Below are 23,032 nucleotides of genomic sequence, written 5' to 3'. Positions count from 1 at the left end.
TCATGCTAGATGAATTAAATTCATACTAAATCGTTTAGACGTTGAAAATCATGAGAAAGCTTCCACCCTTACGTGCGCTGCAAGTATTTGAAACCGCCGCGAGGCAACAGCATTTTTCCAAGGCTGCCGCCGAGCTTTGCATTACCCAAAGCGCGGTTTCACACCAAGTGCGTGTATTGGAGGAGTACTTTGGTGAACAACTTTTTGATCGTCAGGGACGTAAACTACAGCTCACGCCCAAAGGCCAGAGCTTATTTATTGAGTTAGAAAGAATTTTTAATGAGTTAAGCGATCTTAATCTCAAAATCCGCGACACCCCAAATCAACAACTCTGTTTGGCGGTATACAGCTCATTTGCGGTGAAATGGTTGATCCCAAGGTTAGCGGATTTTCGGCGCCAATATCCCAGCGTTAAAATTCGCCTCGAGATGATCACTCAAGACCCCGATCTCAGCACCAGCACGGCCGATATCTTTATCGCAGGCAAACTCAATCAACGGGGTTATTGGCAACAATTACTGCACAAGGAACGCCTGATCCCCGTATGTAGCCCTAGCCTTTATCCTAAATGGCGCGAGATTAACTTGGGCAATTTTCAGCAACAAGCATTACTGATTGTGGATGAAGGCCCACTTGGACTCGATTGGCATAAGTGGTCATCGGCCCATAAAATCCCCCTGAATAACGAACAACAGCATATTTTTAGCCACATAGTGATGGCAATTGAGGCGGCGATTGCCGGACAAGGTATCGCCCTCGCCCCTGATTTTATGGTGGCCGGTGATATCAGTACTGGACGACTGGTGGCGGTAAATCTACCCGATGTTCATACGGGTTTTGAATTTTGTTTTTTATGCAAACAGCGACGCCTAAATGAACCCGCCATTGCAGCCTTTGCATCTTGGTTAAAATCGCAGGCCTAAACGCTTAGCTACAGCCCAATAAATAACAGACATAAAAAAGCCGACTTAAGAATAGGTCGGCTTAATAACGAGTTGTGTAATGCGCTTTTTAGGTCAAATTACACTAACAAACCAATCTTCTCGTACACCTTTTTAAGCGTCACTTCAGCACGAGCTTGGGCATTTTCAGCGCCCGCTCTCATCACTTGATCAAGATAAGCACGGTCGGCACGCAGCGCACGGTAACGCTCTTGCAGCGGCTCTAACATGCCCACTACCGCTTCACCCGCAGCGCCTTTTAAATGACCATACATCTTGCCTTCAAACTCGGCTTCGAGGCTGGCAATGCTTTGACCCGTAATACCCGACATTAAACTCAGCAGGTTAGATACGCCTGGCTTGTTTTCCATATCGAAACGCACCACTGGCGGCTCATCACTGTCGGTCATGGCTTTTTTCAGCTTTTTCATAACCGCTTTAGGATCTTCAAGCAGACCAATTACGTTGTTACGGTTATCGTCTGACTTTGACATCTTCTTCAGAGGGTCCTGTAGCGACATCACCTTAGCGCCATGCTCAGGAATAAAAGGCTCAGGAATAGTAAACGTGTCGCCGTAAGCGTTGTTAAAGCGAGTGGCGATATCACGAGTTAACTCAAGATGTTGCTTTTGATCTTGACCAACTGGGATTTCATTCGCTTGATACAGCAGAATATCCGCCGCCATCAGTACAGGATAACCAAACAGACCGACGTTAATATTGTTGGCGTGCTTTTGTGACTTATCCTTAAACTGCGTCATACGGCTCAATTCACCCATTTGGGTGTAGCAATTTAACGCCCAACCCAGCTGAGTGTGCTGCGGCACTTGAGATTGGATAAATACCGTACTCTTCTTTGGATCGACGCCGCAGGCTAAATACAGTGCAAGCGTATCTAAGCAGGCTTCACGCAATGCTTGAGGGTCTTGGCGCACGGTAATGGCATGCAAGTCCACCACGCAATAAAGGCAGTCGTGGCTATCTTGCATGGCAACCCATTGACGCAATGCACCCATGTAGTTACCTATGGTTAATTCACCGGACGGCTGTGCACCGCTGAGTACTATGGGTTTGGTCATTACGTCATTGCTCCAAATAAAGATAAAAAGAATCGATTAAACTGCCTGGCCGACATTTAGCCAGCTAAGGATCTCGGCAAACTGCTCGCACACCGCGTCAGGGCCAGTTAGCCCAATATATTCACCGTAGTTGTAGCCATAGGTCAAGCCGATTGATGCAACACCTGCTGCTTTCGCCGCTAAAATGTCATTTTTAGAATCGCCTACCATCAACAACTCACTTTTATCGAGTTGCCATTGCGCTAATAAATGCTCTAGCGGTAATGGATCCGGCTTCATCTTCGCCAGCGAATCGCCGCCAAGCACTAAGCTAAAGAAATCATTAATCTTAAAGGCTTCAAGCAGCGGCAAAGTAAAGCGGTAGGGTTTGTTTGTCACCACTGCCAGCTTAAATCCAGCGTCAAACAGAGTTTGTAGCACTTGGTGCACATCGGCATAAAGTGCGCTGTGCTTCTCAAGATTTTCTTGATAGTGATGCATAAAAATCGGCATAGCCGCATCTAATGCCGTTTGCTCAACGTCTGCGCCTAAAGCGTGGCTCATGGCGCGGCGCATAAGCATTTCAGCGCCATTACCCACCCAAGTTCTCACTTGTGCCTCGGTACACGTTGCCAAACCTAATTCGGCGAGTGCCGCCTGTGTCGCGACCGCAAGATCGGGCACACTGTCAATCAGTGTGCCGTCGAGATCAAAGGCAATCGCTTTAATCTGTTCTCGCATCATTTGGCCTCAACTTTTGCTAACTCGGCACGCATTTCATCGACAACGGCTTTATAGTCTGGTTGACTAAAAATAGCCGACCCAGCGACAAACATATCGGCACCTGCGGCAGCAATTTCGGCAATGTTATCCACTTTTACGCCACCATCGACCTCTAAGCGAATATCAAAACCGCTCGCATCGATACGCTCACGCACTTGGCGTAATTTATCTAAGGTCGAAGGAATAAAGGATTGGCCACCAAAGCCTGGGTTGACCGACATCAGCAGGATCACATCTAACTTATCCATCACATGGTCAAGATAATGCAGCGGTGTTGCAGGGTTAAACACTAAACCTGCCTTACAACCGGACTCTTTAATCAGTTGCAAAGTACGATCGATATGCTCAGAGGCTTCGGGATGGAAAGTAATAATAGAAGCGCCAGCCTTAGCAAAATCAGGCACGATACGATCAACAGGCTTAACCATTAAATGCACGTCGATCTCGGCCGTAATGCCATAGTCGCGTAACGCTTTACACACCATAGGACCAATGGTTAAGTTCGGCACATAGTGGTTATCCATCACATCAAAATGCACTACGTCAGCCCCTGCATCTAACACGGCTTTAACGTCATCCCCTAAACGGGCGAAATCGGCGGATAAAATCGATGGAGCAATTAAAAATGGGCGCATAGGACACTCGCTGCTATTGAACAAAAAGTGCCTTATTTTACCCTTAGCTAGACCATGCCTCTATAGCAAATGCCACATTTATCGCGATTGAAACCAGATAGAAGCTCAATTGCAGTATTCACAACCTACGGTAAGTCCTAGGAGAAGCTGAAGCGTTAGAAAGATTTTAGTGAAGATTGATAAATTATTGTTCATAAACTAAGCGAGTTTGTTATACTCGGGCAGCTAGCGTGGATCATTTAATGATTTCAAGGGAAGTATCATGAAAGGGCGGTTAACACAGTTTTCACACATTTTAGGCTCGGTGACATTTAAGTCGTCGATGATGTTGGCATTTACCGCAGTGGTAGTCGCCTCCTTAGCCTTTGGTGTCGAAAAACTGACCGCAGGTAACGATACCCCAGCCTGCGCTTGCAGTAGTGATACTCGTTACAACAATAGCTTACCTAGCAGCCATCCGAATAACCGTTGTGCCGAACAGGCGCAAACTTTAAGTTGGAAGACCTGGCTAACAGGTAAAAATCGCTCTAGCCAGTTCCATTTTGTCGACTTGCTTGAACTGCTCCATGGTCATCAAGATAAACCTATCGATGACATGAAACCTGCCAATTCACAACAGTCCTATTGATGCTAAGCCGGATCTGGCAAGTCTTTCACAGTACGATAGCCGCCTTCTTTGGGGTGCAGTCAGATAAAAATCGCCAAAAAGACTTCCAGACCAATTCACCATTACCGTACATTTTGATGGGAATCGTGTTAGCGATAGCCTTAGTTGCCAGCCTTATTTTGCTGGTTAGGCAAGTCGTTAGCTAAATAAGCAAATAACTCAAACCTTCCGTCATCAGTAATTAGTCATCCTGCGGATCGTAAGTCTCATCGTATAAAGCAATCAACTCGTCAACTTTATTGCGGCCACTACCATTTTGGCTAATGTTGCGTTGCACTTGGATCTTAGCGAGATGCGCACCGCGATACAGTTCGCGCGTCAGCGGAATATCATGGTTGCTAATCACAACAGGAATGCGCTGTTCAAGAGCCATATGCCGCGAATAACGCGCGAGCAACGCCTGATCATCTAAGCTAAAGCCTGCACCGACATAGGTAGTAAAACTCGCCGTGGAGGATAATGGCGCATAGGGTGGATCACAATAAATCACATCACCAATTCGGATTTGTTCAAAGGCTTTTTCATAGCCAATGCACTTAAATTCGGCGCGTTGCGCTTTCTTTGAAAAGGCCAAAATTTCCTTTTCGGGGAAATAAGGCTTCTTGTAGGAGCCAAAGGGTACATTAAAGCCGCCTTTGCGGTTATAACGGCACAAGCCATTAAAACCATGACGATTGAGGTACAGGAAATAAACCGAACGCAGGAAAGGATCGCGAGATTTATTAAAGTCTGTACGCACGCGATAGTAGGCTTCCTTCTGATTCATCTCATCGACAAATAGCTTCTTAGCAGCCGCAATGTACTCCAAGGGCCTTTCTTTGACTATGTTGTAGAGATTTATCAGGTCTTGATTGATATCGCAGAGTAAATAGCTGGGATAGTCAGTATTTAAAAATACCGAACCTGCGCCAACAAAGGGCTCAACTAAACGCTCACCCGTGGGCAAATAGTTCGAGAGCTCATCCACCAATTTAAATTTTCCGCCAGCCCATTTCAGGAAGGCTCTATGTTTTTTGATCATTTAACTTGATGAATGCCGACAAAAATAAAGGCCATGATTGTACTCTGTTTATTCTGAAATTTCACCGCTTGGAAGCGCATCTTGTAATTGATAACCACCTAACTCAGCCCATTTTTTTATCATGGGTTGACTCAAACGATATTGTTTGACCAATTCTGCGGCAGCCTGTTGCGCCGATTGACTGTCGCTAAACTGCCCCACCAGCACCACCCAAAATTGTTTGTATTTAGCGACTCGAATATCCGGCACAGAATGCAGTTTTTTCAACAGCGACTCGACTGTGTCACGCTGGGAGACTGTAGCTATTTGGATGGTATAACCGGACATTGGCCGAGTTTTTACATTAGTTATTGATGCAGCCGTGATGTTCTTCGCTGGATGAACGTTATCGTTCTTAGCGATATCTTCATGTGATGTATTGTTACTAGCAGTCACAACATTGTTTTCGGCCTTACTTGTGGCTTCATCAATCGGTTGTGTTATGGCGGACTCATTCTCGGCTGGAGTCTCACCATGAAATCCCGCCAAAGGATCGGCTTGCAGCGCCGCTTGCGATAATAAAGACTGCGCTAACGACTCCTCACGTTGTTTAAAATAGGGCGTTAATATCCGTTGACCATGGGCTAAAAACTCGTCGGAATCCAATGCGGGATAAGTGACCACGTCGAGCACGGGCTCATCGGAAAAGGGTTGAGCTAATCCAAACCAAATCAAAAAGGTAATCAACAAGCTGCAAAGTCCAATCAACGCTAGCTTATATTGTACCCAGGCTGACTTCTTCTCACTCTGGCCATGTAGCGCCAGTTCCAGCAAGGTAACGACTTCCTGAGGAGTACCCGTTTGTTTTTCAAGTTGTGCGCGAACAATGTCTCTTGGAGTAAATGGATTTTGGTCACTGTATCGCAGCAAGGTTTGATACAGTGCTTCCCGCTCAGGCAAACTTAGCGGTTCAATACTAATAGGCAGGATCTGCCGCCGGAGAGAATCGGGTAATTGTGGCAATAAATCGGCTAAAAATGCTGGAGGGACCGTTAAGGTCACAGCTATCCGCTGTCCCGCACACTGAATTTGATTGAGTATAATGCATTCTGCCCATAGCTCTTTTGAGAGCAAATGAGCATCATCGATAATGATATGTAACGGTTTACTTTGATTTTGAGCTACACGCAGAATGGTTTCGGCGAGGGGGATCTCATCATCAAAAATGGGGGATGACATCAACTGCACTAAAATCTTGCGACGAATCTCAGCGTTATCGGCATGCATGGGACAGATAACCAGCGCCGCATTTGAATCATCAAAATCGGTAGCTAATGCAGTGAGCAGCGTAGTCTTGCCCGAACCTTGGCCGCCAACAAGCACCAGCAATTGGTCGCTATAACTGGCAACATGATGCAATCTTTGTATGAGGGCTTCCTGTGAGGGAAGCAAGACTTGCCCCTGAAATGTCACTCATCCACCACACAAGGTTTATGCGCAGCAGATAACCTGTTCTAGGGTAGATTCAGAGACTTGACTAAAGACTTCCGCTCGACCAATGGCCGTAGGAAGTACCAGCCGGATCTGACCGCCTAACACTTTCTTATCGCGACGCATATGTTGAATAAAACTGTCGAAATCCATTGATTCCGGCGCTTTTACAGGAAGATCGAAGGCTTGAAACAATTGCACAATACGACGGACAATTGACTCATCAACCAATCCTAAAGACTTAGCGGTTTGAGCAGCAAGGACTGTGCCAGCCGCAACGGCCTCACCGTGCAACCAGTTACCATAGCCCATCTCAGCCTCAATAGCATGACCAAAGGTATGCCCAAGATTCAAAAGCGCGCGCACGCCCTGCTCTGTTTCATCTTGGCTGACCACATCAGCTTTAATTTCGCAGCAGCGGGAAATCACATAGACTAAGGCTTGAGTGTCTAAGCTTTTTAGTGCTTGAACATTATCCTCAAGCCATTGAAAAAACTCAGCATCCCACATAATGCCATATTTAATAACTTCCGCCATCCCCGCAGCAAACTCACGCGCTGGCAAGGTCTTTAAACAGTCAGTATCAATAATGACAATTTGCGGCTGATAAAAAGCCCCTATCATATTTTTACCCAAAGGATGATTGACCGCCGTTTTGCCGCCAACCGAAGAATCCACTTGGGATAAAAGCGTTGTAGGGATTTGAATAAAATCGATACCACGTTGATAACATGCCGCGGCAAACCCCGTCATATCACCAATCACCCCTCCACCGAGGGCCACCAACACAGAATCTCGGCCATAATTACGTTGCAGTAAAGCCGAAAAAATAACATCTAAATGCGTTAAATCTTTAAATTGTTCGCCATCGGGAAGGATGACACTAGATACCTCACCAAACGAAGCCATCGTGTCTTGAACCTGGTTTAGATACAAGGGCGCGACGGTTTCATTGGTGACGATAAGGATACGTTTTTTCAGCAGATAGCGAGACAAAGTCTCGCTATCACTCATCAAACTCTGGCCAATGTAAATGGGGTAACTACGTTCACCTAAATTAACCTGAATTTGTTGTGTCATTCTGCCTAGAAACCTAATTTCTCAACGATTTGATTCGCAACAACCTTTGCACTTTGATCATCAGTTTTAACGATCACATCAGCAATTTCTTCGTACAGAGGGTTACGGATTTCTGCGAGGCTCTCTAATACTTCTCGCGGATCATCTACTTGCAGTAATGGGCGACGCTTGTCTCTTTGAGTTCGCGCAACCTGTTTGTCGATAGTGGTTTCGAGATAAACCACAATACCGCGAGCAGATAAATGATTACGGATATCTTTGCTCTGAACTGAACCACCACCAGTGGCAAGGACAATACCCTGTTTTTCAGACAGATCAGCAATAACCTGAGCCTCACGACGGCGGAAACCTTCTTCGCCTTCTACATCAAACACCCAAGCAATATCAGCGCCAGTGCGTTGCTCAATCTCTTGATCTGAATCGTGGAATTCTAAATGCAGCATTTGCGCCAGATGGCGACCAATTGTGCTTTTACCTGCGCCCATTGGGCCTACCAGAAAAATATTACGTTTTTCAGCCATTTCTTGTACGTCTGAATCTTAATGAAAAGTATGCCTATATCGACTCATGATCAAGCCGACCTACTGTATGTTACCTTGCTCTTATGAGACTTGACCGAGGATTATCTCAGTTTAATGTCTAGTCTGGCAAGTGATGCTCGCTATTTATGGTAAGAATTGTATTTTATAAATAATAAAGCCAGCAAGTGGTGCTGGCTTTATCCGAACGACTACATAGAGTTAGAGTTTCTCATTCACAATTTTAGGTGTTACAAAAATCAATAGCTCTTGGCGCTCATTCTTGTCGGTACTGTTACGGAATAAGAAACCGACCAAAGGAATGTCTCCCAAAATAGGTACCTTGCTAACCCGGCTAATCAAATTCTGCTGGTAGATACCACCTAATACAATGGTTTCGCCATTATCGACAAGTACTTGAGTACCAATACGCTGTGTATCAATCGCTACTGCTGGACCTGTCGGCGTATCCACCGTTTTGCCCTGTGAGTCTTGCGTAATCTCAAGATCCAGAATCACACGATTGTCCGGTGTAATTTGTGGTGTCACCCTTAGTGACAACACCGCCTTTTTAAAGGTCACCGAGGTCGCACCGCTTGACGTGGATTGTACGTAGGGAATTTCAACACCCTGCTCAATATACGCCGATTTTTGGTTAGAGGTCGTGATACGAGGGCTCGCGATAATCTCACCTTTGTTTTCTTGCTCTAGTGCACTGAGCTCTAGATCCAAGATAGTACCGTCAGCGAGCTTAGCCACATGGAAGGCGATGCTAGTTGGGTTAGTGACGGCCGCAGGCAAGTTCACATTCAAACGATTATCTAAACTCGGTATCGTACCATTGGCAATATCACCGGCCCCTTCTAGAGAGCCAGAGGTCCCTTTATCACCCTGCTGATCAGTCACTCCCCAGCGGATACCCAAATCTTCGGATACGTCATCCTTTACGGTAACCATACGTGATTCAATCAACACTTGGCGGATCGGAATATCAAGCACCTCAACCAAACGATGAATATTTTCGATGATTTCAGCGGTATCTTTGACGAGTACCGTATTGGTGCGCTCATCAACGGCCACAGAACCGCGAGGAGACAATAAACTTGAGTCAGTGCCTTTTAATAGCTCGGCAATGTCGGTCGCTTTGGCATAGTTAATCTGCAGATACTCAGAATAAAGCGGCGCAAGCTCTTTAACTTCCTGTTTACTTTTGAGATTTTGACTTTCGCGAATCGCAAGCTCTTCACTCGGCGCCACCATCAAAATATTACCTTCGATGCGTTTATCGAGTCCTTTGGTTTGCAAAATCAAATCCAGTGCTTGGTCCCAAGGTACATCGTCAAGCCTAAGGGTAATATCTCCCTCAACAGTATCACTGGTCACTAAGTTAAAGTTGTTATAGTCAGCAATAATCTGTAATACGGTACGAACAGAAATATTCTGGAAGTTTAATGAAAGGGTCTTACCGTTATATTTCTTAATATCTTTAGTCGCTACAGTACGTTCAACCTTATTAATCGACAACCTAAAGAGGTTATCTTCCTGCTTATAATTGAACTCATAATTACCCGATACATCGACTATGATGCGAGTCGTTAAGTCATCTTTAAAGGTTTCAAAGTTTTTAACTGGCGTAGAAAAATCCTGTACATCCATCACATACAACAAGTCATTGTTGATGTCAGTGTTGTAAAGCTGAACCTCAAGTTTGGCACCAATTTGCTCAACGTTGGCCGCAACAGAGCGGCTATTTAGGTAGACTAATAAATCGCCACCGCCATTTTCATTACGTCGAAAATCAATATTTTTAATACTATTTACAAATGGGCTATTTGCTGTTGTCTGAGAATTCACAACCTCATCATTAATGGTTAAGCGATAAGAATTACCAACTACGCTACCTTGATAAGGTTTGACTTTGGATAAACCTAAAGTCACCGTCAAACGCGCATCTTGCTGCGAGGTCACTAGATCTTTAACACCGACCTGATTAATCGGTAAGCGATCTTTAGAAAGACCAGAAATACTATCATCAAAGGTCAATACCAGCTCAGCAGGCGATGCATTTGAATCAATTTGTGGAGCCGAAATCGCATCCTCAAATATTAACTCGACCTCTAACTGATGATCGACTAAAGCATGGTATTTCACATCCATTAGCCGATTTGCCGCAAAGCTCGATGGCAAAAATCCAAATAGTAATGCGATCCCAATAACAGACTTAACTAAGCCTGAAGATAAAAACGATAACGGGATTTTTATCGCGGCAGAAGATTTCATTGTTCCCTCATCCTTCGCTTGTTATTTTCCAGAAAGTTCGATGTTGTTTGTACGCTCTGACCAACAACCCGTACCATCTGGAATTAATTCTACAACTTCCACATTCTGTGGAGTCACTTTCGCTATACGTCCGTTAAACAACCCTAGATACTCACCCACGCCCATCCGATATACACTGCCATCATTCGTTTCAATCAGCGCCCAAGTTACATTAGCTTCACTTAACGTACCGCGCATTTTTAGGTTGTCTAAAGCATAAGTTTCTAAACGGCCTTTACGACGTTTTAAATCCGGTTGTAAGCAGTTTTTACTGGTATCAACGACTTCTTCGGTTAATTCGCGAGAAGGCGGAACAAAGGGACTACGCATTAACTCAGCCTGGTAGGCAAAATGCTCAAACTTAGGCGGTTCTTTTAAGGGTGGAATATGCGCCACATGCTGTGCTTTAGTTGTAGTAACAAATAGCTCTAAATCACTACGATCGCCAACACACCCCATTAAAAAAAGACTCATCCCTAACAGAGGTAAGAGTTTCATTATTTCTTCCCCTTGTTAGCAGGCTTTTCGGGGGGTAACTCTGCCCCTTCTTTAAAGCGATAGGTTTTAGCAAGAATGTCCATGGTTAAAGTACCGCTATCATCACGTTTGATCGTAAAATCATGCAAACTAACAATACGAGGTAACTTAGCAACACCACTCACCATATTGCCAATCTGGTGATAATCACCAGTGACTGACATCTTAATTGGAAATTCGATATAAAAATCTCGCTGAATTTCAGCTTCCCAATTTAAACTTTTAATCCGTAAACCAGCATCCGTTGCTGCAAAGGTTAAGTCATCAAGCAAACCGGGCATCTCGTTTTCTGAAGGTAACATTTTCAGCAATTCGGCAAATTGCCCTTCCATTACGGCAAGTTGTTCACGATAGAGCTTTAAATTAGCGGCCAGTTGATATTTGTTTTGAAAATCTTCTCTTAGCTGTAACTCTTTGTTTTGTTCATTATTAATCACATCGATTGCATCAGACAACACCACAAAATATCCCGCTGCAAATACGCAAAGAGCCAGCAAAATAGCGAAAAATACTTTTACTTGTTTTGGCCAACTTCCGATATTTTCAAAATCGATATCATTAAACTGACTGAGATCGAGCTTCATTTACTCGCTCCTTTTGCCGCTTTTGCGGGCTCTTCAGCAATCAGGGCGGGATTAAGCTTTGTTAAATCTCTTAACCAAAGAAAATCTCGCTCCTAAAATCACCATTCCATGCTGCCTTTCTTATTTTGGTAGGTTTACTGGCTTTTAGCGGATGCTGCCCTAAAAGATTCAGCACGATACGCCGAAATAGCGCCATCTTCTTCGCGTTTTCACGGTCACCAATCCTTGAACAGTCTTCCCTAAAGGTGACGTCAAGCACCCAGTGTTGCTGGTTCTCGATGTGCCAATGCTGACGCACCGCTTTGGCTGCAAGTTCGATGTCCAGAGGTAAAGAACTTAAGTAATAATCCGTATTAATGGTTGTAACACCTTTATGTTTTCGTTGACGCTCAACGGCAATTAGCGACTTGGCTGACGGCCACTTTTTCGCGAGCGCCTGTGGCAGCGTTGCTGGGACTTGAAACGTCGTGCGACGCTCCTTACGGCCATGCCCCTTGTCATCCTCTTCGATACTTAACATGTCAACGCCGTTGTTATCCCAGTGGGGTTGAAACTGCACCTCTATGGCCTGCCTAAGTAGAGGTTGGTTACCTTTGACCTGAACAACATAGTCGCCTTTAGCTTTGATGATTTGTTGAAGCGTTTCCCGCTGGCAGTGAAGTGCATCAAAGGTTACAACAGCGTCTTTAATGTCTAACATGTGCAACAGCGCTTGAACCGTTGCTATTTCGTTACCTTTGGTCTGTGTATCTTGCTGATAGAGCACAATTCCTTGTTCGGTATCAAAGGCCGAAACGAGGTGTAGCGCATTTTTAGCGCCATTTTGATTAACAGCACCACGCAACGTTTTGCCGTCGATAGCGATCAATGGCTTGGATGATGTTTCTCTTAAGCTATTTGCCCAACGAAAGAGCGTCAAAACAAGGATTTCGGTATCGATGACTTTAATAATCCGGGCAATGGAATGCCGAGTCGGGATCCCTTTGTCAAAATCTCGATGTTTACGCAACCAAGATAGATTCTCTTTGCCGAATTCTTCGATAGCTTGCCAGCCATCACAACCTGAAGCGATTGCGGCTAAAACAAGAAAAATAATATCAACTAAATCATGGTCTAGGTTGATGTGAGAGCGAGGGTCTTCGATGAGTTTCAAGTGTTCAAACAGTGACATTGGGAATTGGCCGTTAGCATAACATGCAGGCTCTGATCCTGCTTAAGCCTAAAAGTTTCCGTCAGTTAACAAAGTATGATCCCGCCCTGCTTCAGCAATGGCTCCTTTGATGCTCACCCTTAAACTAAAGCTCTGCAATTGTCTTAACTCATCATCTTGGGTAACGATCGATTGCATATTGGGATCGGTTAACCACTCAGACGCTTTTACCTTACGCATCATATTTGCTACGTTATTATTCGACTCACTGCGACCTTCAATGAGCAACAAACTGCCTTTTTTCTCAAGACTCGATAGATAAATTCCTGGCGGAACAATACGCACTAGCTCGTCTAATACGTGTGTCGGCAAATTACGGGATTGCTGAAGATTTAAAATAATTTCTGTTCGACGCTCAATATCTTTTTTACGTTCAGTGATCTTTTTAATCTCGGCAATTTGAGCATCGAGCTGCTGAATTTCTGACTGTAAATAAGCATTTCTTGCTCGCTGCTCATCAGTCATCATTTCGAGTAAAGCCAGCGCAGCATAGACTAAGATTGCTGACCCCAAAAATACCGCAGCCAATATGCCGATATAATCGCGTTTCTGCTTTTCTCTCGCTTCTTCACGCCAAGGAAGCAGGTTTATGTTCGCCATTGACCGTAGCTCCTCAGGGCTAAGCCACAAGCAACCATATATTTGCTAATGCTAGGTTGCAGTATATTTTTAACGGATTCATCCGCGTGCAGGCATCCTTGGAAAGGGTCGGCAATTATGGTGTGAACACCTAACTCATTGGTCAATAAGTTAGCCATGCCTTCTAGTTTAGATGTGCCACCACATAAGACGAGATAGTCGACTTTATCTTTGCCGCTTGAAGTACAATAAATTTGCAGCGTTCGCTTAATTTGCTGCAGTAATTGCGTTTGGAAGGGAGATAACACTTCAAACATATAATTACGCGGTAAATCACCCTCGATTTTTGCTTTTTCTGCCTGCTCATAAGACATGCCATAAAAAGAGAGAATCGACTGAGTAAATAACTCACCACCAAAGGCTTGTTCACGGATAAATGTAGTTTCGCCAGACTCGACAACGCAGAAAGTAGTCATATTCGCGCCGATATCGACCATGGCAACCGCTTTCTGGCGAGCCCCTTCAGGTAATTGGCCTAGGACTAACTCAACCGCTCGACCTAAGGCATAGCCTTCAACGTCAACGACTTTAGTCTCTAGCTCGACTTCATCAAGCGCATCAACTCTGGCATCGATATTGTCAGTACGGCAAGCACTGAGTAATACATCGACCTTAGAAGGATCGGTACTGTTGACGTTTAAGGTTTCAAAATCAATGCTGACTTCATCAAGGGAATAGGGGATTAAGTTATCAGCCTCAATCTCAATTTGCGCTTCCATTTCCTCTTCGCTAAGCGAGGCATCCATGTAGATGACCTTAGTCATTACAGCAGAACCAGAAACCGCAACCGCAGCATATTTAACCGATTTAGGCAAAGCACGCTTTACCTGTTTGAGGCATTCAACAACGGCATCGGTATCACGAATATCATGATCGTTAATAGCACCCTTTTTTACGGGAACCGCTACGTGACTTAATATTTTGTATCCATCAGCAGTCTTACTCAGCAAAATGGCCTTTACTTCATGGGAACCAATATCAATTCCGACCATTTGCGGAGCCTGACGCTTCCATAAATTTGAAAGCATAATCCGTTGTCACTTTATTATTTATATTTCAGTATGAGAGATTAGCACAAAATCAACCCGTTATACGTATTTGTATAGAATGTTTCAAGATTTTACAAACGCTATTTTAGGGCCGTCACGTTTTTGCTTCACCCAAACGTTCGCGCCTTATATACTGTCGCACTTAACTGAACATTAGGATCAATTTAGGTGAAGTGGTTAAAACGTATTGTTATAGCTCTATTCAGTCTAGCCCTTTTGGGCGTAGGCGCCATTGTTGCAGCATACTTTTATGTTTTGCCGGATCTGCCGGATGTTTCGACACTAAAAAATGTGCAATTACAAACACCTTTGCGCATTTACAGTAGTGATGGCAAACTCATATCTCAGTTTGGTGAAAAACGACGTATTCCCTTAAAACTGGAAGAAGTCCCCAAACCGCTGTTACAAGCCTTCCTTGCCACCGAAGATGCGCGCTTTTATGAGCATGGTGGTATCGATCCTGTCGGGGTAATCCGCGCAGCAATCGTCATGTTAACAACCGGCGAAAAAAAGCAAGGAGCAAGTACTATCACCATGCAGGTGGCACGTAACTTCTTCCTAACCCGCGACAAAACCATTATTCGTAAGGTGAAGGAAATTTTTATTTCCTACCATATTGAGCAGTTGTTAACGAAAGATGAGATTTTAGAGCTGTACGTTAACCGTATCTATTTAGGCCAAAGAGCTTATGGCGTTGGCGCAGCCGCTCAAGTGTATTTTGGCAAAAACGTCCAAGATCTGACTCTGTCTGAAATGAGTATGATTGCTGGCTTGCCAAAGGCCCCCTCAACGCTTAACCCCATTACTTCACCTTCCCGTGCTCTCGCTCGTCGCAACGTGGTGTTGATGCGGATGAATGAAGTGGGGTATATCAGCAAAACGGAGTACCAAACCGCACTCCAGGAGCCACTCGTAGCCAAATATCATGGTGCCGAAATCGATCTCTATGCCCCTTATATTTCTGAAATGGCCCGGGATTACATGGTGCAAAAATATGGTGAAGAAGAAGCCTATACCAATGGCTATAACGTCTACACCACGATTTCATCCGATCTCCAGCTGTTAGCGCAGCAAGCATTACGCAATAATGTTTATGCCTATGATGAACGTCATGGCTACCGCGGTCCTGCTGCTGTTTTGTGGACAGGCGCTAAGCCTGATAATGCACAAATCAAAGCTGAACTGGCTAAAGTCACACCCGTCCAAGAGTTACAACCTGCCGCGGTATTAAGCATTGATGGACAGCAAGCCAGTGTATTAACCGCTAAAGGTGAAACCAAAGTCATCAAATGGGATGGCTTGAAATGGGCGCGTAAATTTATTAACGATAAACGCCAAGGTGCGGTACCTAAATCGGCTTCAGACATGCTGACAGTAGGCGAACGTATTTGGATCCGCGACAATGGCCAGTACTTACAATTATCGCAAGTCCCCGAAGTAGCGAGTGCCACAGTGTCACTCGATCCGGAAAATGGCGCTATCCGTACTTTAGTGGGTGGTTACAGCTTTAGCCAAAGCCAATACAACCGGGTGACTCAGGCTAAACGCCAATTAGGTTCGAATATTAAACCTTTCATCTATGCTGCGGCATTAGAAAAAGGCTTTACGCTCGCGACTCTGATTAACAACGCACCGATTAATAAACCCGATATTAGCCAAGGTACTGCGTGGCGGCCGAAAAACTCACCCGATATCTATGGTGGCCCAACGCGTTTACGTGTGGGCTTAGCGCAATCGATCAACGTCATGTCTGTTCGTGCCATGCGCCATATTGGTTTAGATGCAGCTATTGCCGAGTTAACTAAGTTCGGTTTTGACCCTAACGACTTACCACGCAACGAGTCCTTAGCACTGGGTTCACCTTCGGTAACGCCCTTACAAGTCGCAGCGGCTTTCAACGTGTTTGCAAATGGTGGCTTCTTGGTTGAACCTTTCTATATCGAACGAGTAGAAGACTCCTTCGGTAATGTAATTGAAAAAGCCAATCCAACCTTAGCTTGTAAGCCAAGTGGTAATCTAACCCAACCGAGTAGCGACCCAATGGGCTTTAGTGAGCCAACGGCGCAAACCGATGAGCCAGTTGCCCATTGCTTTGAACAAACTGGCCGTTACGCACCGCAAATTATCTCCGAGCAAACGGCATTCCTGATCACCGAAGCGCTGAAGAGCGTGATCTGGGGTGGCGGCGATTGGAGTAAAGGCACAGGTTGGCAAGGTACTGCTTGGCGTGCGGCGCAATTAATTAAACGCCATGATATTGCAGGTAAAACGGGGACAACCAACGAATCTCGTGATACGTGGTTCAGTGGTTTTGGCCCAACGCTGACGAGCACCTTCTGGGTGGGATTTGACGATCATGGTCGCCAGTTAGGTAGAACCGCTTGGAACGCTAATGGTGAAAAAGATCAGATCACCGGGACCGAAGCCGGTGCTAAGACCGCAGGACCTGGCTGGAACGAATTTATGAATAACGTGCTTAAAGGCGTTCCAGAAACCACGGCGATTCCACCAGAGGGAATCGTCTCGGTGCGGATCGACCTTGCAACAGGCAAGCTCACTCGTAAAACTGATTACACCAGTGATTTTGAATACTTTATCTCGGGCACTGAACCGAAGGAATATATCAGTGAAAGCCAAGATGAAAATAATCTCTTCATCGATGCGCCAGCGGATGACTTGTTCCAATAGCCGTAAATAGCAATAAAAAAACGCGACCTTGAGTCGCGTTTTTTATTGCTCACCTAAGATTAACCTACTTTGCATTAACCCGCTTTTTTAGCCGCAATCGCTTGCTTAACTTGAGTCAACGCTGTGCCGCCGAGGACATCACGTTTTGCCAAACAGGCTTCGATGGTAAGGTTGGGATACACATCATCTTCGATGATATCGGCAAAGGTTTTAAACTCGGCGAGCGTAAAACCTTCTAACGGGATCTTCTTAGCGATCGCCGCAACTACTGCCACACCGACTACATGGTGCGCTTCACGGAACGGCATGCCCTTAGACACCAGATAATCCGCCAATTCGGTCGCGTTGGCATAACCTTGCTGCGCGGCTAACAGCGCATTCGGGCGGTTAACGACTAAGCCAGATAAGACTAATGCCGCCATATCCAAGCAAATAGCCCAGCTGTCGACCACGTCGAACAGGCCTTCTTTGTCTTCCTGCATGTCTTTGTTGTAGGCCAGTGGCAATGCCTTCATCGTGGTGAGAATACCCACTAAACTGCCGTACACACGGCCCGTTTTACCGCGAATAAGCTCCAGCGCATCGGGGTTTTTCTTTTGTGGCATTAACGATGACCCCGAGGTCACTTCATCACTTAATGAGATAAAGCCCGCTTCACCCGAGTTAAAGAAAATCAAATCTTCGGCCATGCGGCTTAAGTGCATCATGCTGATAGAGGCGGCTCCGCACAGCTCAACCACATGGTCGCGATCCGACACGCTATCCAAACTGTTTAAGGTTGGCGAAGCAAAGTTCAGTGCTGCTGCAAGCGCATATCTATCCATTTGATAGGCTGTGCCCGCCAATGCACCCGAACCGAGCGGACAGGTATTGGCGCGCTTTAAGGCATCGGTTAAGCGGCTAAGATCACGCTCAATCATTTCCACATAGGCTAAACACCAATGGCCGAAGGTCACAGGTTGAGCGCGTTGCAAGTGAGTGTAACCTGGCATTACAGCGTCGAATTCACGCTCCGCGAGCGCGATAAGTTCGCTGCGTAAGGTTTGTAGGCGAGCCACTAATGCCGCACCTTCGGATTGGCACCAGAGTTTTAAGTCGGTAGCGACTTGGTCGTTACGGCTACGGCCCGTATGGAGTTTTTTTCCCAGATCGCCGACTTTGGCGATCAACGCAGATTCCACGAAACTGTGAATATCTTCCGCGCCCGAGGCGAGAATAATCGCAGGATCGCCCTTCACTTCCACCAGCAGCTCGTTCAACGCTTTCTTCAAGTCACTGCATTCAGTGGCAGTGATAATGCCAACGCTAGCAATTGCATCGGCCCAAGCGATAGAGCCAACTACATCCTGCTCAAACAAACGATAATCCACCGGCAGTGAATCGTTGAATAATTTAAATAGCGCGCTGGTTTCGCCCTGAAATCTTCCACCCCATAAAGCCATGCTCAATCCCCTCGGTCACTGCTTTGAATACGTTAAAGCCATTAAAACTTAAGATATAAAAAAGGGCGCTAGGCGCCCTTTGAGTCTGCCTATTACTTAGCGTTGAGCGCGCGGATACGGCTCGCTAACGAGTACAGACGGATAAAGCCTTCTGCGTGTTTTTGGTCGTACACTTGGTCTTCACCGAAGGTCGCAAACGCTTCAGAGTACAAGCTGTTTGGCGAACGTTTCTTAACGGCAATCGCGTGACCTTTGTAGAGTTTAACCACAACTTCACCGTTGACAGACTCGGCTAAGGACTCAGATGCCGCCAGCAGCGACTTACACAGAGGTGTAAACCAACGACCGTCGTACACTAAGTGTGCCATTTGGGCACCCACTTGCTCGCGCCAAGTACGGCTGGTTTTATCCAGCACTAACTCTTCAATCGCGCGCAGCGCGGCAAACATCACAGTGCCGCCTGGGGTTTCGTAGCAACCACGAGACTTCATGCCCACTAAACGGTTTTCGGTGATATCGATACGACCCACGCCATGTGGTGCAGCGATGGCGTTCAGCTTCATCAGTGCAGCGTAAGGCGTTAATGCTTCACCGTTTACTTTAGTCACACGGCCATGTTCGACTTCAAGTGACACATATTCTGCTTCGTTTGGCGCATCTTCCGGATCGGCAGTCAGCGTCCACACACCTTTGCTTGGCTCGTTCCATGGATCTTCCAATTCGCCACCTTCGTGGGAAATGTGGAATGCGTTAGCATCACGGCTGTAGATCTTAGTCGCAGAAGCTGACGTCTTGATATTACGCTCAGCTAAGTAAGCCAGCAGATCTTCACGGCTCTGCATGGTCCATTCACGCCACGGGGCAATCACTTTTAAATCAGGCGCTAATGCCGCAAAGCAACCTTCAAAACGCACTTGGTCGTTACCCTTACCGGTACAACCGTGGCACAGGGCATCGGCACCCACTTTACGCGCCACTTCAACCTGCGCCTTCGCGATGATTGGGCGCGCCATTGAAGTACCTAACAAGTAAGTCCCTTCGTAAATCGCCCCCGTTGCCATGGTTGGGTAGATGTAATCTTTAACGAATTCTTCTTTCAGATCGACGATATGGCATTCAGACGCGCCTGAGGCTAATGCCTTTTCAGTCAGACCCACTAACTCTTCTTCACCCTGACCAACGTCAGCGCAAAAGGCGATGATTTCACAGTTGTCGTAGGTTTCTTTTAACCAAGGAATAATGGCCGAAGTATCTAGACCACCCGAATAGGCTAAAACGACTTTTTTCACGCCAGTATTTTTGTTCTCGATAGACATCTTAAATTCCTATAACTCGTTTCTCACCTTGGAGAAAGTAGGCTGCTAAACAGGGTTAAATTAACTAAATAGGGTTACCAGTACTGCATTTTGGGCGTGCATCCGATTCTCAGCTTGTTGCAGGATCAAGGAGCCTTCGCCATCCATCACTTCATCGGTCACTTCAACACCGCGGTGAGCGGGTAAGCAGTGCATAAAGAAGTGAGCATCCGCTTTCGCCATCAAGGCCTTATTGACCTGATAAGGTGCAAACTTATCCTTAATTTCCGCTAACGGTGTTGGATCTCCCATGGAAATCCAAGTATCAGTATAGATAGCATCGTGACCTTCAATCGCATCAATATCTGAAGTCAGTACAACCTTGCCGCCATATCGGCTCGCGAGCTCTTGCACTTCGGCCACAACGTAGCCATCAGGAAAGTGACCCGCAGGGCAGATCACTGTCATGGTGGCACCGAGAATGGCCGCGCAATACATCAATGAGTTAGTAACGTTATTACCATCACCCACATACGCTAACTTAGCATCACTGATATTTTCAAAATGCTCGGCCAAGGTTAAAAAATCGGCTAAAGCTTGGCAAGGATGGTATAAATCCGAAAGTGCATTAATCACGGGCACACTACCAAACTCAGCTAATTGTTCGATAGTCGTGTGGGAGAACGTTCTAGCCACAATGGCATCGGCCCAACAGGACAGGTTAGAAGCAAAGTCAGCGACCGATTCCCGCTTACCTAAGGCACCATTTTGCTGGTCTAGGTATAAACAGTGGCCACCGAGCTTGTTAATACCGATATCGAAGCTAACACGAGTACGCAGAGATGGCTTTTCAAATAACATCACCACACTCTTACCGTCCAGTGCATGACGATACTCAGCGGGATTCGCTTTAATCGTCTTTGCCAAGGTAATCAGATCCAGCAACTGCTGCTGGGTTAACTCTTTTATCGATAGTAAATGCTTCATAACCTACTCCGCTTATGGTTGGATTTGTGTGCCCACGGCCTCACCTTTTGCTAATGCGACTAATTGGCTTGCATCACGCCATGAGGCCACTTGAACCGCCTGCCCCATCCACTGCGCCACTTCGAGCGCAGCTTCAACTTTTACTTTCATTCCCTTTTCGATCACGCCTTGCTTAACCAACTCGGCAATCTGCTTACCATTCAGTGAAGGGATTAATTGACCTTTACCATCGAGTACGCCAGACACATCCGATAGCAGCACCAACTTGCCACCGACCAACTTAGCTAATACCGTCGCCGCTTGATCGGCGTTCACGTTTAGCATTTGGCCATCGTCCATCATGGCAATTGAGCTACAAATCGGCATCCAACCTTGGGACAGAATAAACTTGAGGTAAGTGGCGTCCTTAGGAGAAACCTCGCCCACTAACCCTAAACGCTCATCTTTGATCTTGGCCGATACTGTGTTGCCATCGGCTAAGCTCATGCCCACACTCACAATCCCAGCCTTTGTCGCTGCGCCTTGGAGGATCTTGTTTGATGTTCCGGCCAGTGCACCGGCAATGATCGGCATTTGCTCAGGCGGGGTCACCCGCAGGCCTTCTAACTTGACGGTTTCCATGCCGTTTGCGGCTAATTGCTCATCGACCAAACAGCCACCGCCATGCACCATCAGCACCTGCTGACCATTTGCGATCATTGCTGCGGCGGTATCCATTAAACGCGCCATCCCCATTTCACACTGCAGCAGGGCGCCGCCGACTTTAAGAACTAATACTGAGTTGTTGGTAGACATCTTGACGACTCTCTTAAATAAGGATGAACGGTTAAAGGTTAAAGTGAATCTTTATGCATTGCAGGGCTTGGCTCGCCGCGCCTTTCATCAAATTGTCGATGGCACTGGCAACCACTAAGTAGCCACTGTTCTCATCAAACTTCCAACCTAAGTGGCAATTCGGAGTCAGCACTACATCATCTACTTTCGGGAACTGGTTCTGTTTCACCGTCACCAGCGGGGCTTGGTCATACACACTGTATGCCGCAGCCACATCGGCGGTGGTGGTGCCCGGTTTTAGCTGTACCGTGATGGTTGCTAAAATGCCGCGCTTGAAGTTGCCAAGGTGCGGCGTGAAGATCACCTCTTGCCCCAGTTGAGTGGCAATTTCGGGTTGATGTCTGTGGCCTAATACGCCGTAGGGTGTGAGGCTCACTTCGCAAAAACTGGTATGCAGCTGTGCCTTACGGCCCGCGCCCGTCACACCGCTGACCGCATTGATCACCGGATAGGCGGAGGTCAGTAAATTCTTTAATGGTTTCAAAGCGGTTAATGATGCTGTTGGGTAACAACCTGGCACAGCAATCATCTTAGTTGCGGCGACTTCTTTGGCATTCCACTCGGCAAGACCATAAACAGCCTTGGCTAGCACCTCGGGATATTCGTGCTCAAAACCGTACCACTTAGGGTACTGCGCCACATCACTGAAACGATAGGCACCGCTTAAATCAAATACCGCTAAACCTTGGTGATAAAACCATGCAGCTAGATGCAAACTCACCGAGTGCTCGGTCGCCAACACCACTGCATCCGCCTCAGCGACAATCTTAGCCTTCGCTTCTTCAGTCAATGGTGACAGAACTAAGTCAATGTGGCTGTAGACAGGGTACAAATCTGCTAAAGCTCTACCTTTATCTAAACTATTTTCAGAGACATACAGGCCTTGAATTGATAATTCAGACTCCGCATGGACTAAAGCAGTGAGTTGTGCACCTGTGTAACCACTGGCGCCGATAATGGCGATATTTTTCATATGTATTTTTATAAACCAAATCAAAGAGACTTAAAGAATAGATGAATAGCGTATACGCAACAGCGCATATCTATGATGACAGGACTATCGTCGTGGGAAATCGTAATGGCTCGTTATTTTATTCACTGACGGCTTAACGCTATACATCATGATATTTACTCTACAGGTCACAAGGGGTGACTCATCTCAACTGCAGGCTAGACTACCACAAAGATCTATTTATGCAATATATGTGAATATATATTTTTATTAAATTTTATCTTTAATCTGCGTTCAAGCACGCTTAGCAAATGACACAATAC

At 46.0% G+C, this 23,032-nt stretch carries 22 protein-coding genes; 4 read left to right on the top strand and 18 right to left on the bottom strand.

What is annotated here, in order from left to right; genetic code table 11:
• Positions 1–50: 50 nt before the first annotated feature.
• Positions 51–923: a LysR substrate-binding domain-containing protein gene (locus FJD32_RS01475; protein WP_037424198.1), complete on the top strand. Its 873-nt coding sequence runs from the start codon at positions 51–53 to the stop codon at positions 921–923.
• A gap of 98 nt (positions 924–1,021) precedes the next feature.
• Here the strand turns inward: FJD32_RS01475 and trpS are convergent, their stop codons facing one another.
• The 3 genes from trpS to rpe are packed head-to-tail and all read right to left on the bottom strand — an operon-like array spanning position 1,022 to position 3,417.
• The gene (gene trpS / locus FJD32_RS01470; protein ID WP_069454027.1) at positions 1,022–2,020 is read right to left on the bottom strand and encodes a tryptophan--tRNA ligase; all 999 of its coding nucleotides are present in this window, start codon (positions 2,018–2,020) and stop codon (positions 1,022–1,024) included.
• A 36-nt stretch (positions 2,021–2,056) separates the two neighbouring features.
• Entirely contained in the window at positions 2,057–2,740 is a 684-nt protein-coding gene (locus FJD32_RS01465) for a phosphoglycolate phosphatase (RefSeq protein ID WP_099458484.1), read from the bottom strand.
• Complete coding sequence (gene rpe / locus FJD32_RS01460; RefSeq protein ID WP_037424193.1) at positions 2,740–3,417, bottom strand: ribulose-phosphate 3-epimerase; 678 nt, start codon at positions 3,415–3,417, stop codon at positions 2,740–2,742. Before rpe ends, FJD32_RS01465 begins: the two co-directional genes overlap by 1 nt.
• 262 nt (positions 3,418–3,679) lie before the next feature.
• On the opposite strand from rpe, the gene FJD32_RS01455 reads away from it, so the two are divergent.
• Positions 3,680–4,045, top strand: coding sequence for a hypothetical protein (locus tag FJD32_RS01455; protein ID WP_055647091.1), 366 nt, complete (start codon positions 3,680–3,682; stop codon positions 4,043–4,045).
• Positions 4,045–4,230 (top strand): DUF2970 domain-containing protein, encoded by a 186-nt coding sequence (locus FJD32_RS01450; RefSeq protein WP_140907469.1) that lies wholly within the window; start codon positions 4,045–4,047, stop codon positions 4,228–4,230. The genes FJD32_RS01455 and FJD32_RS01450 overlap by 1 nt, the downstream gene beginning before the upstream one ends.
• Positions 4,231–4,265: 35 nt before the next feature.
• Here the strand turns inward: FJD32_RS01450 and FJD32_RS01445 are convergent, their stop codons facing one another.
• The 10 genes from FJD32_RS01445 to FJD32_RS01400 all read right to left on the bottom strand — a co-directional run bounded on the left by FJD32_RS01445 (position 4,266) and on the right by FJD32_RS01400 (position 14,490).
• Complete coding sequence (locus FJD32_RS01445; RefSeq protein WP_037424184.1) at positions 4,266–5,105, bottom strand: Dam family site-specific DNA-(adenine-N6)-methyltransferase; 840 nt, start codon at positions 5,103–5,105, stop codon at positions 4,266–4,268.
• Between the two features lie 48 nt (positions 5,106–5,153).
• Positions 5,154–6,557 (bottom strand): AAA family ATPase, encoded by a 1,404-nt coding sequence (locus FJD32_RS01440; protein ID WP_099457284.1) that lies wholly within the window; start codon positions 6,555–6,557, stop codon positions 5,154–5,156.
• Between the two features lie 18 nt (positions 6,558–6,575).
• Entirely contained in the window at positions 6,576–7,655 is a 1,080-nt protein-coding gene (aroB, locus tag FJD32_RS01435) for a 3-dehydroquinate synthase (RefSeq protein ID WP_099457283.1), read from the bottom strand.
• Between the two features lie 5 nt (positions 7,656–7,660).
• Entirely contained in the window at positions 7,661–8,176 is a 516-nt protein-coding gene (gene aroK / locus FJD32_RS01430) for a shikimate kinase AroK (protein ID WP_037424170.1), read from the bottom strand.
• Between the two features lie 219 nt (positions 8,177–8,395).
• Positions 8,396–10,453: a type IV pilus secretin PilQ family protein gene (locus tag FJD32_RS01425; RefSeq protein ID WP_037425158.1), complete on the bottom strand. Its 2,058-nt coding sequence runs from the start codon at positions 10,451–10,453 to the stop codon at positions 8,396–8,398.
• A gap of 21 nt (positions 10,454–10,474) precedes the next feature.
• A complete protein-coding gene (locus FJD32_RS01420; RefSeq protein WP_037424163.1) occupies positions 10,475–10,990 on the bottom strand; it encodes a pilus assembly protein PilP in 516 nt (171 codons plus the stop codon).
• Positions 10,990–11,613 (bottom strand): type 4a pilus biogenesis protein PilO, encoded by a 624-nt coding sequence (locus FJD32_RS01415; protein ID WP_037424160.1) that lies wholly within the window; start codon positions 11,611–11,613, stop codon positions 10,990–10,992. Before FJD32_RS01415 ends, FJD32_RS01420 begins: the two co-directional genes overlap by 1 nt.
• Positions 11,614–11,683: 70 nt before the next feature.
• On the bottom strand, positions 11,684–12,784 hold the full coding sequence (locus tag FJD32_RS01410) for an ISAs1 family transposase (RefSeq protein ID WP_172590376.1): 1,101 nt from the start codon (positions 12,782–12,784) through the stop codon (positions 11,684–11,686).
• 48 nt (positions 12,785–12,832) lie between these two features.
• Positions 12,833–13,423, bottom strand: coding sequence for a PilN domain-containing protein (locus tag FJD32_RS01405; protein WP_140906848.1), 591 nt, complete (start codon positions 13,421–13,423; stop codon positions 12,833–12,835).
• Positions 13,411–14,490, bottom strand: a complete 1,080-nt coding sequence (locus FJD32_RS01400; RefSeq protein WP_037424154.1) for a pilus assembly protein PilM — start codon at positions 14,488–14,490, stop codon at positions 13,411–13,413. The genes FJD32_RS01405 and FJD32_RS01400 overlap by 13 nt, the downstream gene beginning before the upstream one ends.
• 189 nt (positions 14,491–14,679) lie before the next feature.
• On the opposite strand from FJD32_RS01400, the gene FJD32_RS01395 reads away from it, so the two are divergent.
• On the top strand, positions 14,680–17,199 hold the full coding sequence (locus FJD32_RS01395; RefSeq protein WP_037424150.1) for a PBP1A family penicillin-binding protein: 2,520 nt from the start codon (positions 14,680–14,682) through the stop codon (positions 17,197–17,199).
• A 74-nt stretch (positions 17,200–17,273) separates the two neighbouring features.
• Here the strand turns inward: FJD32_RS01395 and argH are convergent, their stop codons facing one another.
• The 5 genes from argH to argC form a co-directional block, all read right to left on the bottom strand.
• A complete protein-coding gene (gene argH / locus FJD32_RS01390; protein WP_069454021.1) occupies positions 17,274–18,641 on the bottom strand; it encodes an argininosuccinate lyase in 1,368 nt (455 codons plus the stop codon).
• 92 nt (positions 18,642–18,733) lie between these two features.
• Complete coding sequence (locus tag FJD32_RS01385; RefSeq protein ID WP_088586511.1) at positions 18,734–19,957, bottom strand: argininosuccinate synthase; 1,224 nt, start codon at positions 19,955–19,957, stop codon at positions 18,734–18,736.
• 60 nt (positions 19,958–20,017) lie between these two features.
• A complete protein-coding gene (locus FJD32_RS01380) occupies positions 20,018–20,923 on the bottom strand; it encodes an ornithine carbamoyltransferase (RefSeq protein WP_140906847.1) in 906 nt (301 codons plus the stop codon).
• Between the two features lie 12 nt (positions 20,924–20,935).
• A complete protein-coding gene (gene argB / locus FJD32_RS01375) occupies positions 20,936–21,718 on the bottom strand; it encodes an acetylglutamate kinase (RefSeq protein ID WP_037424139.1) in 783 nt (260 codons plus the stop codon).
• A gap of 31 nt (positions 21,719–21,749) precedes the next feature.
• On the bottom strand, positions 21,750–22,730 hold the full coding sequence (gene argC, locus FJD32_RS01370) for an N-acetyl-gamma-glutamyl-phosphate reductase (RefSeq protein WP_099457280.1): 981 nt from the start codon (positions 22,728–22,730) through the stop codon (positions 21,750–21,752).
• Positions 22,731–23,032 lie beyond the last annotated feature (302 nt).

Source organism: Shewanella sp. LC6 (assembly GCF_006385735.2).
In the GTDB taxonomy this organism is placed as follows: Bacteria; Pseudomonadota; Gammaproteobacteria; order Enterobacterales; family Shewanellaceae; genus Shewanella; species Shewanella xiamenensis.
The sequence above is the reverse complement of the archived record's forward strand: the minus strand, read 5'-3'. Positions and strand labels throughout refer to the sequence as shown.

Bases quoted from the DNA above. Each gene is read 5' to 3' on its own strand.
- argB (WP_037424139.1), bottom strand. From the start codon at position 21,718: ATGTCTACCAACAACTCAGTATTAGTTCTTAAAGTCGGCGGCGCCCTG.
- FJD32_RS01405 (WP_140906848.1), bottom strand. From the start codon at position 13,423: ATGGCGAACATAAACCTGCTTCCTTGGCGTGAAGAAGCGAGAGAAAAG.
- aroK (WP_037424170.1), bottom strand. From the start codon at position 8,176: ATGGCTGAAAAACGTAATATTTTTCTGGTAGGCCCAATGGGCGCAGGT.
- FJD32_RS01385 (WP_088586511.1), bottom strand. From the start codon at position 19,957: ATGTCTATCGAGAACAAAAATACTGGCGTGAAAAAAGTCGTTTTAGCC.
- FJD32_RS01420 (WP_037424163.1), bottom strand. From the start codon at position 10,990: ATGAAACTCTTACCTCTGTTAGGGATGAGTCTTTTTTTAATGGGGTGT.
- FJD32_RS01380 (WP_140906847.1), bottom strand. From the start codon at position 20,923: ATGAAGCATTTACTATCGATAAAAGAGTTAACCCAGCAGCAGTTGCTG.
- FJD32_RS01475 (WP_037424198.1), top strand. From the start codon at position 51: ATGAGAAAGCTTCCACCCTTACGTGCGCTGCAAGTATTTGAAACCGCC.
- aroB (WP_099457283.1), bottom strand. From the start codon at position 7,655: ATGACACAACAAATTCAGGTTAATTTAGGTGAACGTAGTTACCCCATT.
- FJD32_RS01425 (WP_037425158.1), bottom strand. From the start codon at position 10,453: ATGAAATCTTCTGCCGCGATAAAAATCCCGTTATCGTTTTTATCTTCA.
- trpS (WP_069454027.1), bottom strand. From the start codon at position 2,020: ATGACCAAACCCATAGTACTCAGCGGTGCACAGCCGTCCGGTGAATTA.
- argC (WP_099457280.1), bottom strand. From the start codon at position 22,730: ATGAAAAATATCGCCATTATCGGCGCCAGTGGTTACACAGGTGCACAA.
- FJD32_RS01445 (WP_037424184.1), bottom strand. From the start codon at position 5,105: ATGATCAAAAAACATAGAGCCTTCCTGAAATGGGCTGGCGGAAAATTT.
- FJD32_RS01400 (WP_037424154.1), bottom strand. From the start codon at position 14,490: ATGCTTTCAAATTTATGGAAGCGTCAGGCTCCGCAAATGGTCGGAATT.
- argH (WP_069454021.1), bottom strand. From the start codon at position 18,641: ATGGCTTTATGGGGTGGAAGATTTCAGGGCGAAACCAGCGCGCTATTT.
- FJD32_RS01465 (WP_099458484.1), bottom strand. From the start codon at position 2,740: ATGCGAGAACAGATTAAAGCGATTGCCTTTGATCTCGACGGCACACTG.
- FJD32_RS01455 (WP_055647091.1), top strand. From the start codon at position 3,680: ATGAAAGGGCGGTTAACACAGTTTTCACACATTTTAGGCTCGGTGACA.
- FJD32_RS01450 (WP_140907469.1), top strand. From the start codon at position 4,045: ATGCTAAGCCGGATCTGGCAAGTCTTTCACAGTACGATAGCCGCCTTC.
- FJD32_RS01410 (WP_172590376.1), bottom strand. From the start codon at position 12,784: ATGTCACTGTTTGAACACTTGAAACTCATCGAAGACCCTCGCTCTCAC.
- rpe (WP_037424193.1), bottom strand. From the start codon at position 3,417: ATGCGCCCATTTTTAATTGCTCCATCGATTTTATCCGCCGATTTCGCC.
- FJD32_RS01415 (WP_037424160.1), bottom strand. From the start codon at position 11,613: ATGAAGCTCGATCTCAGTCAGTTTAATGATATCGATTTTGAAAATATC.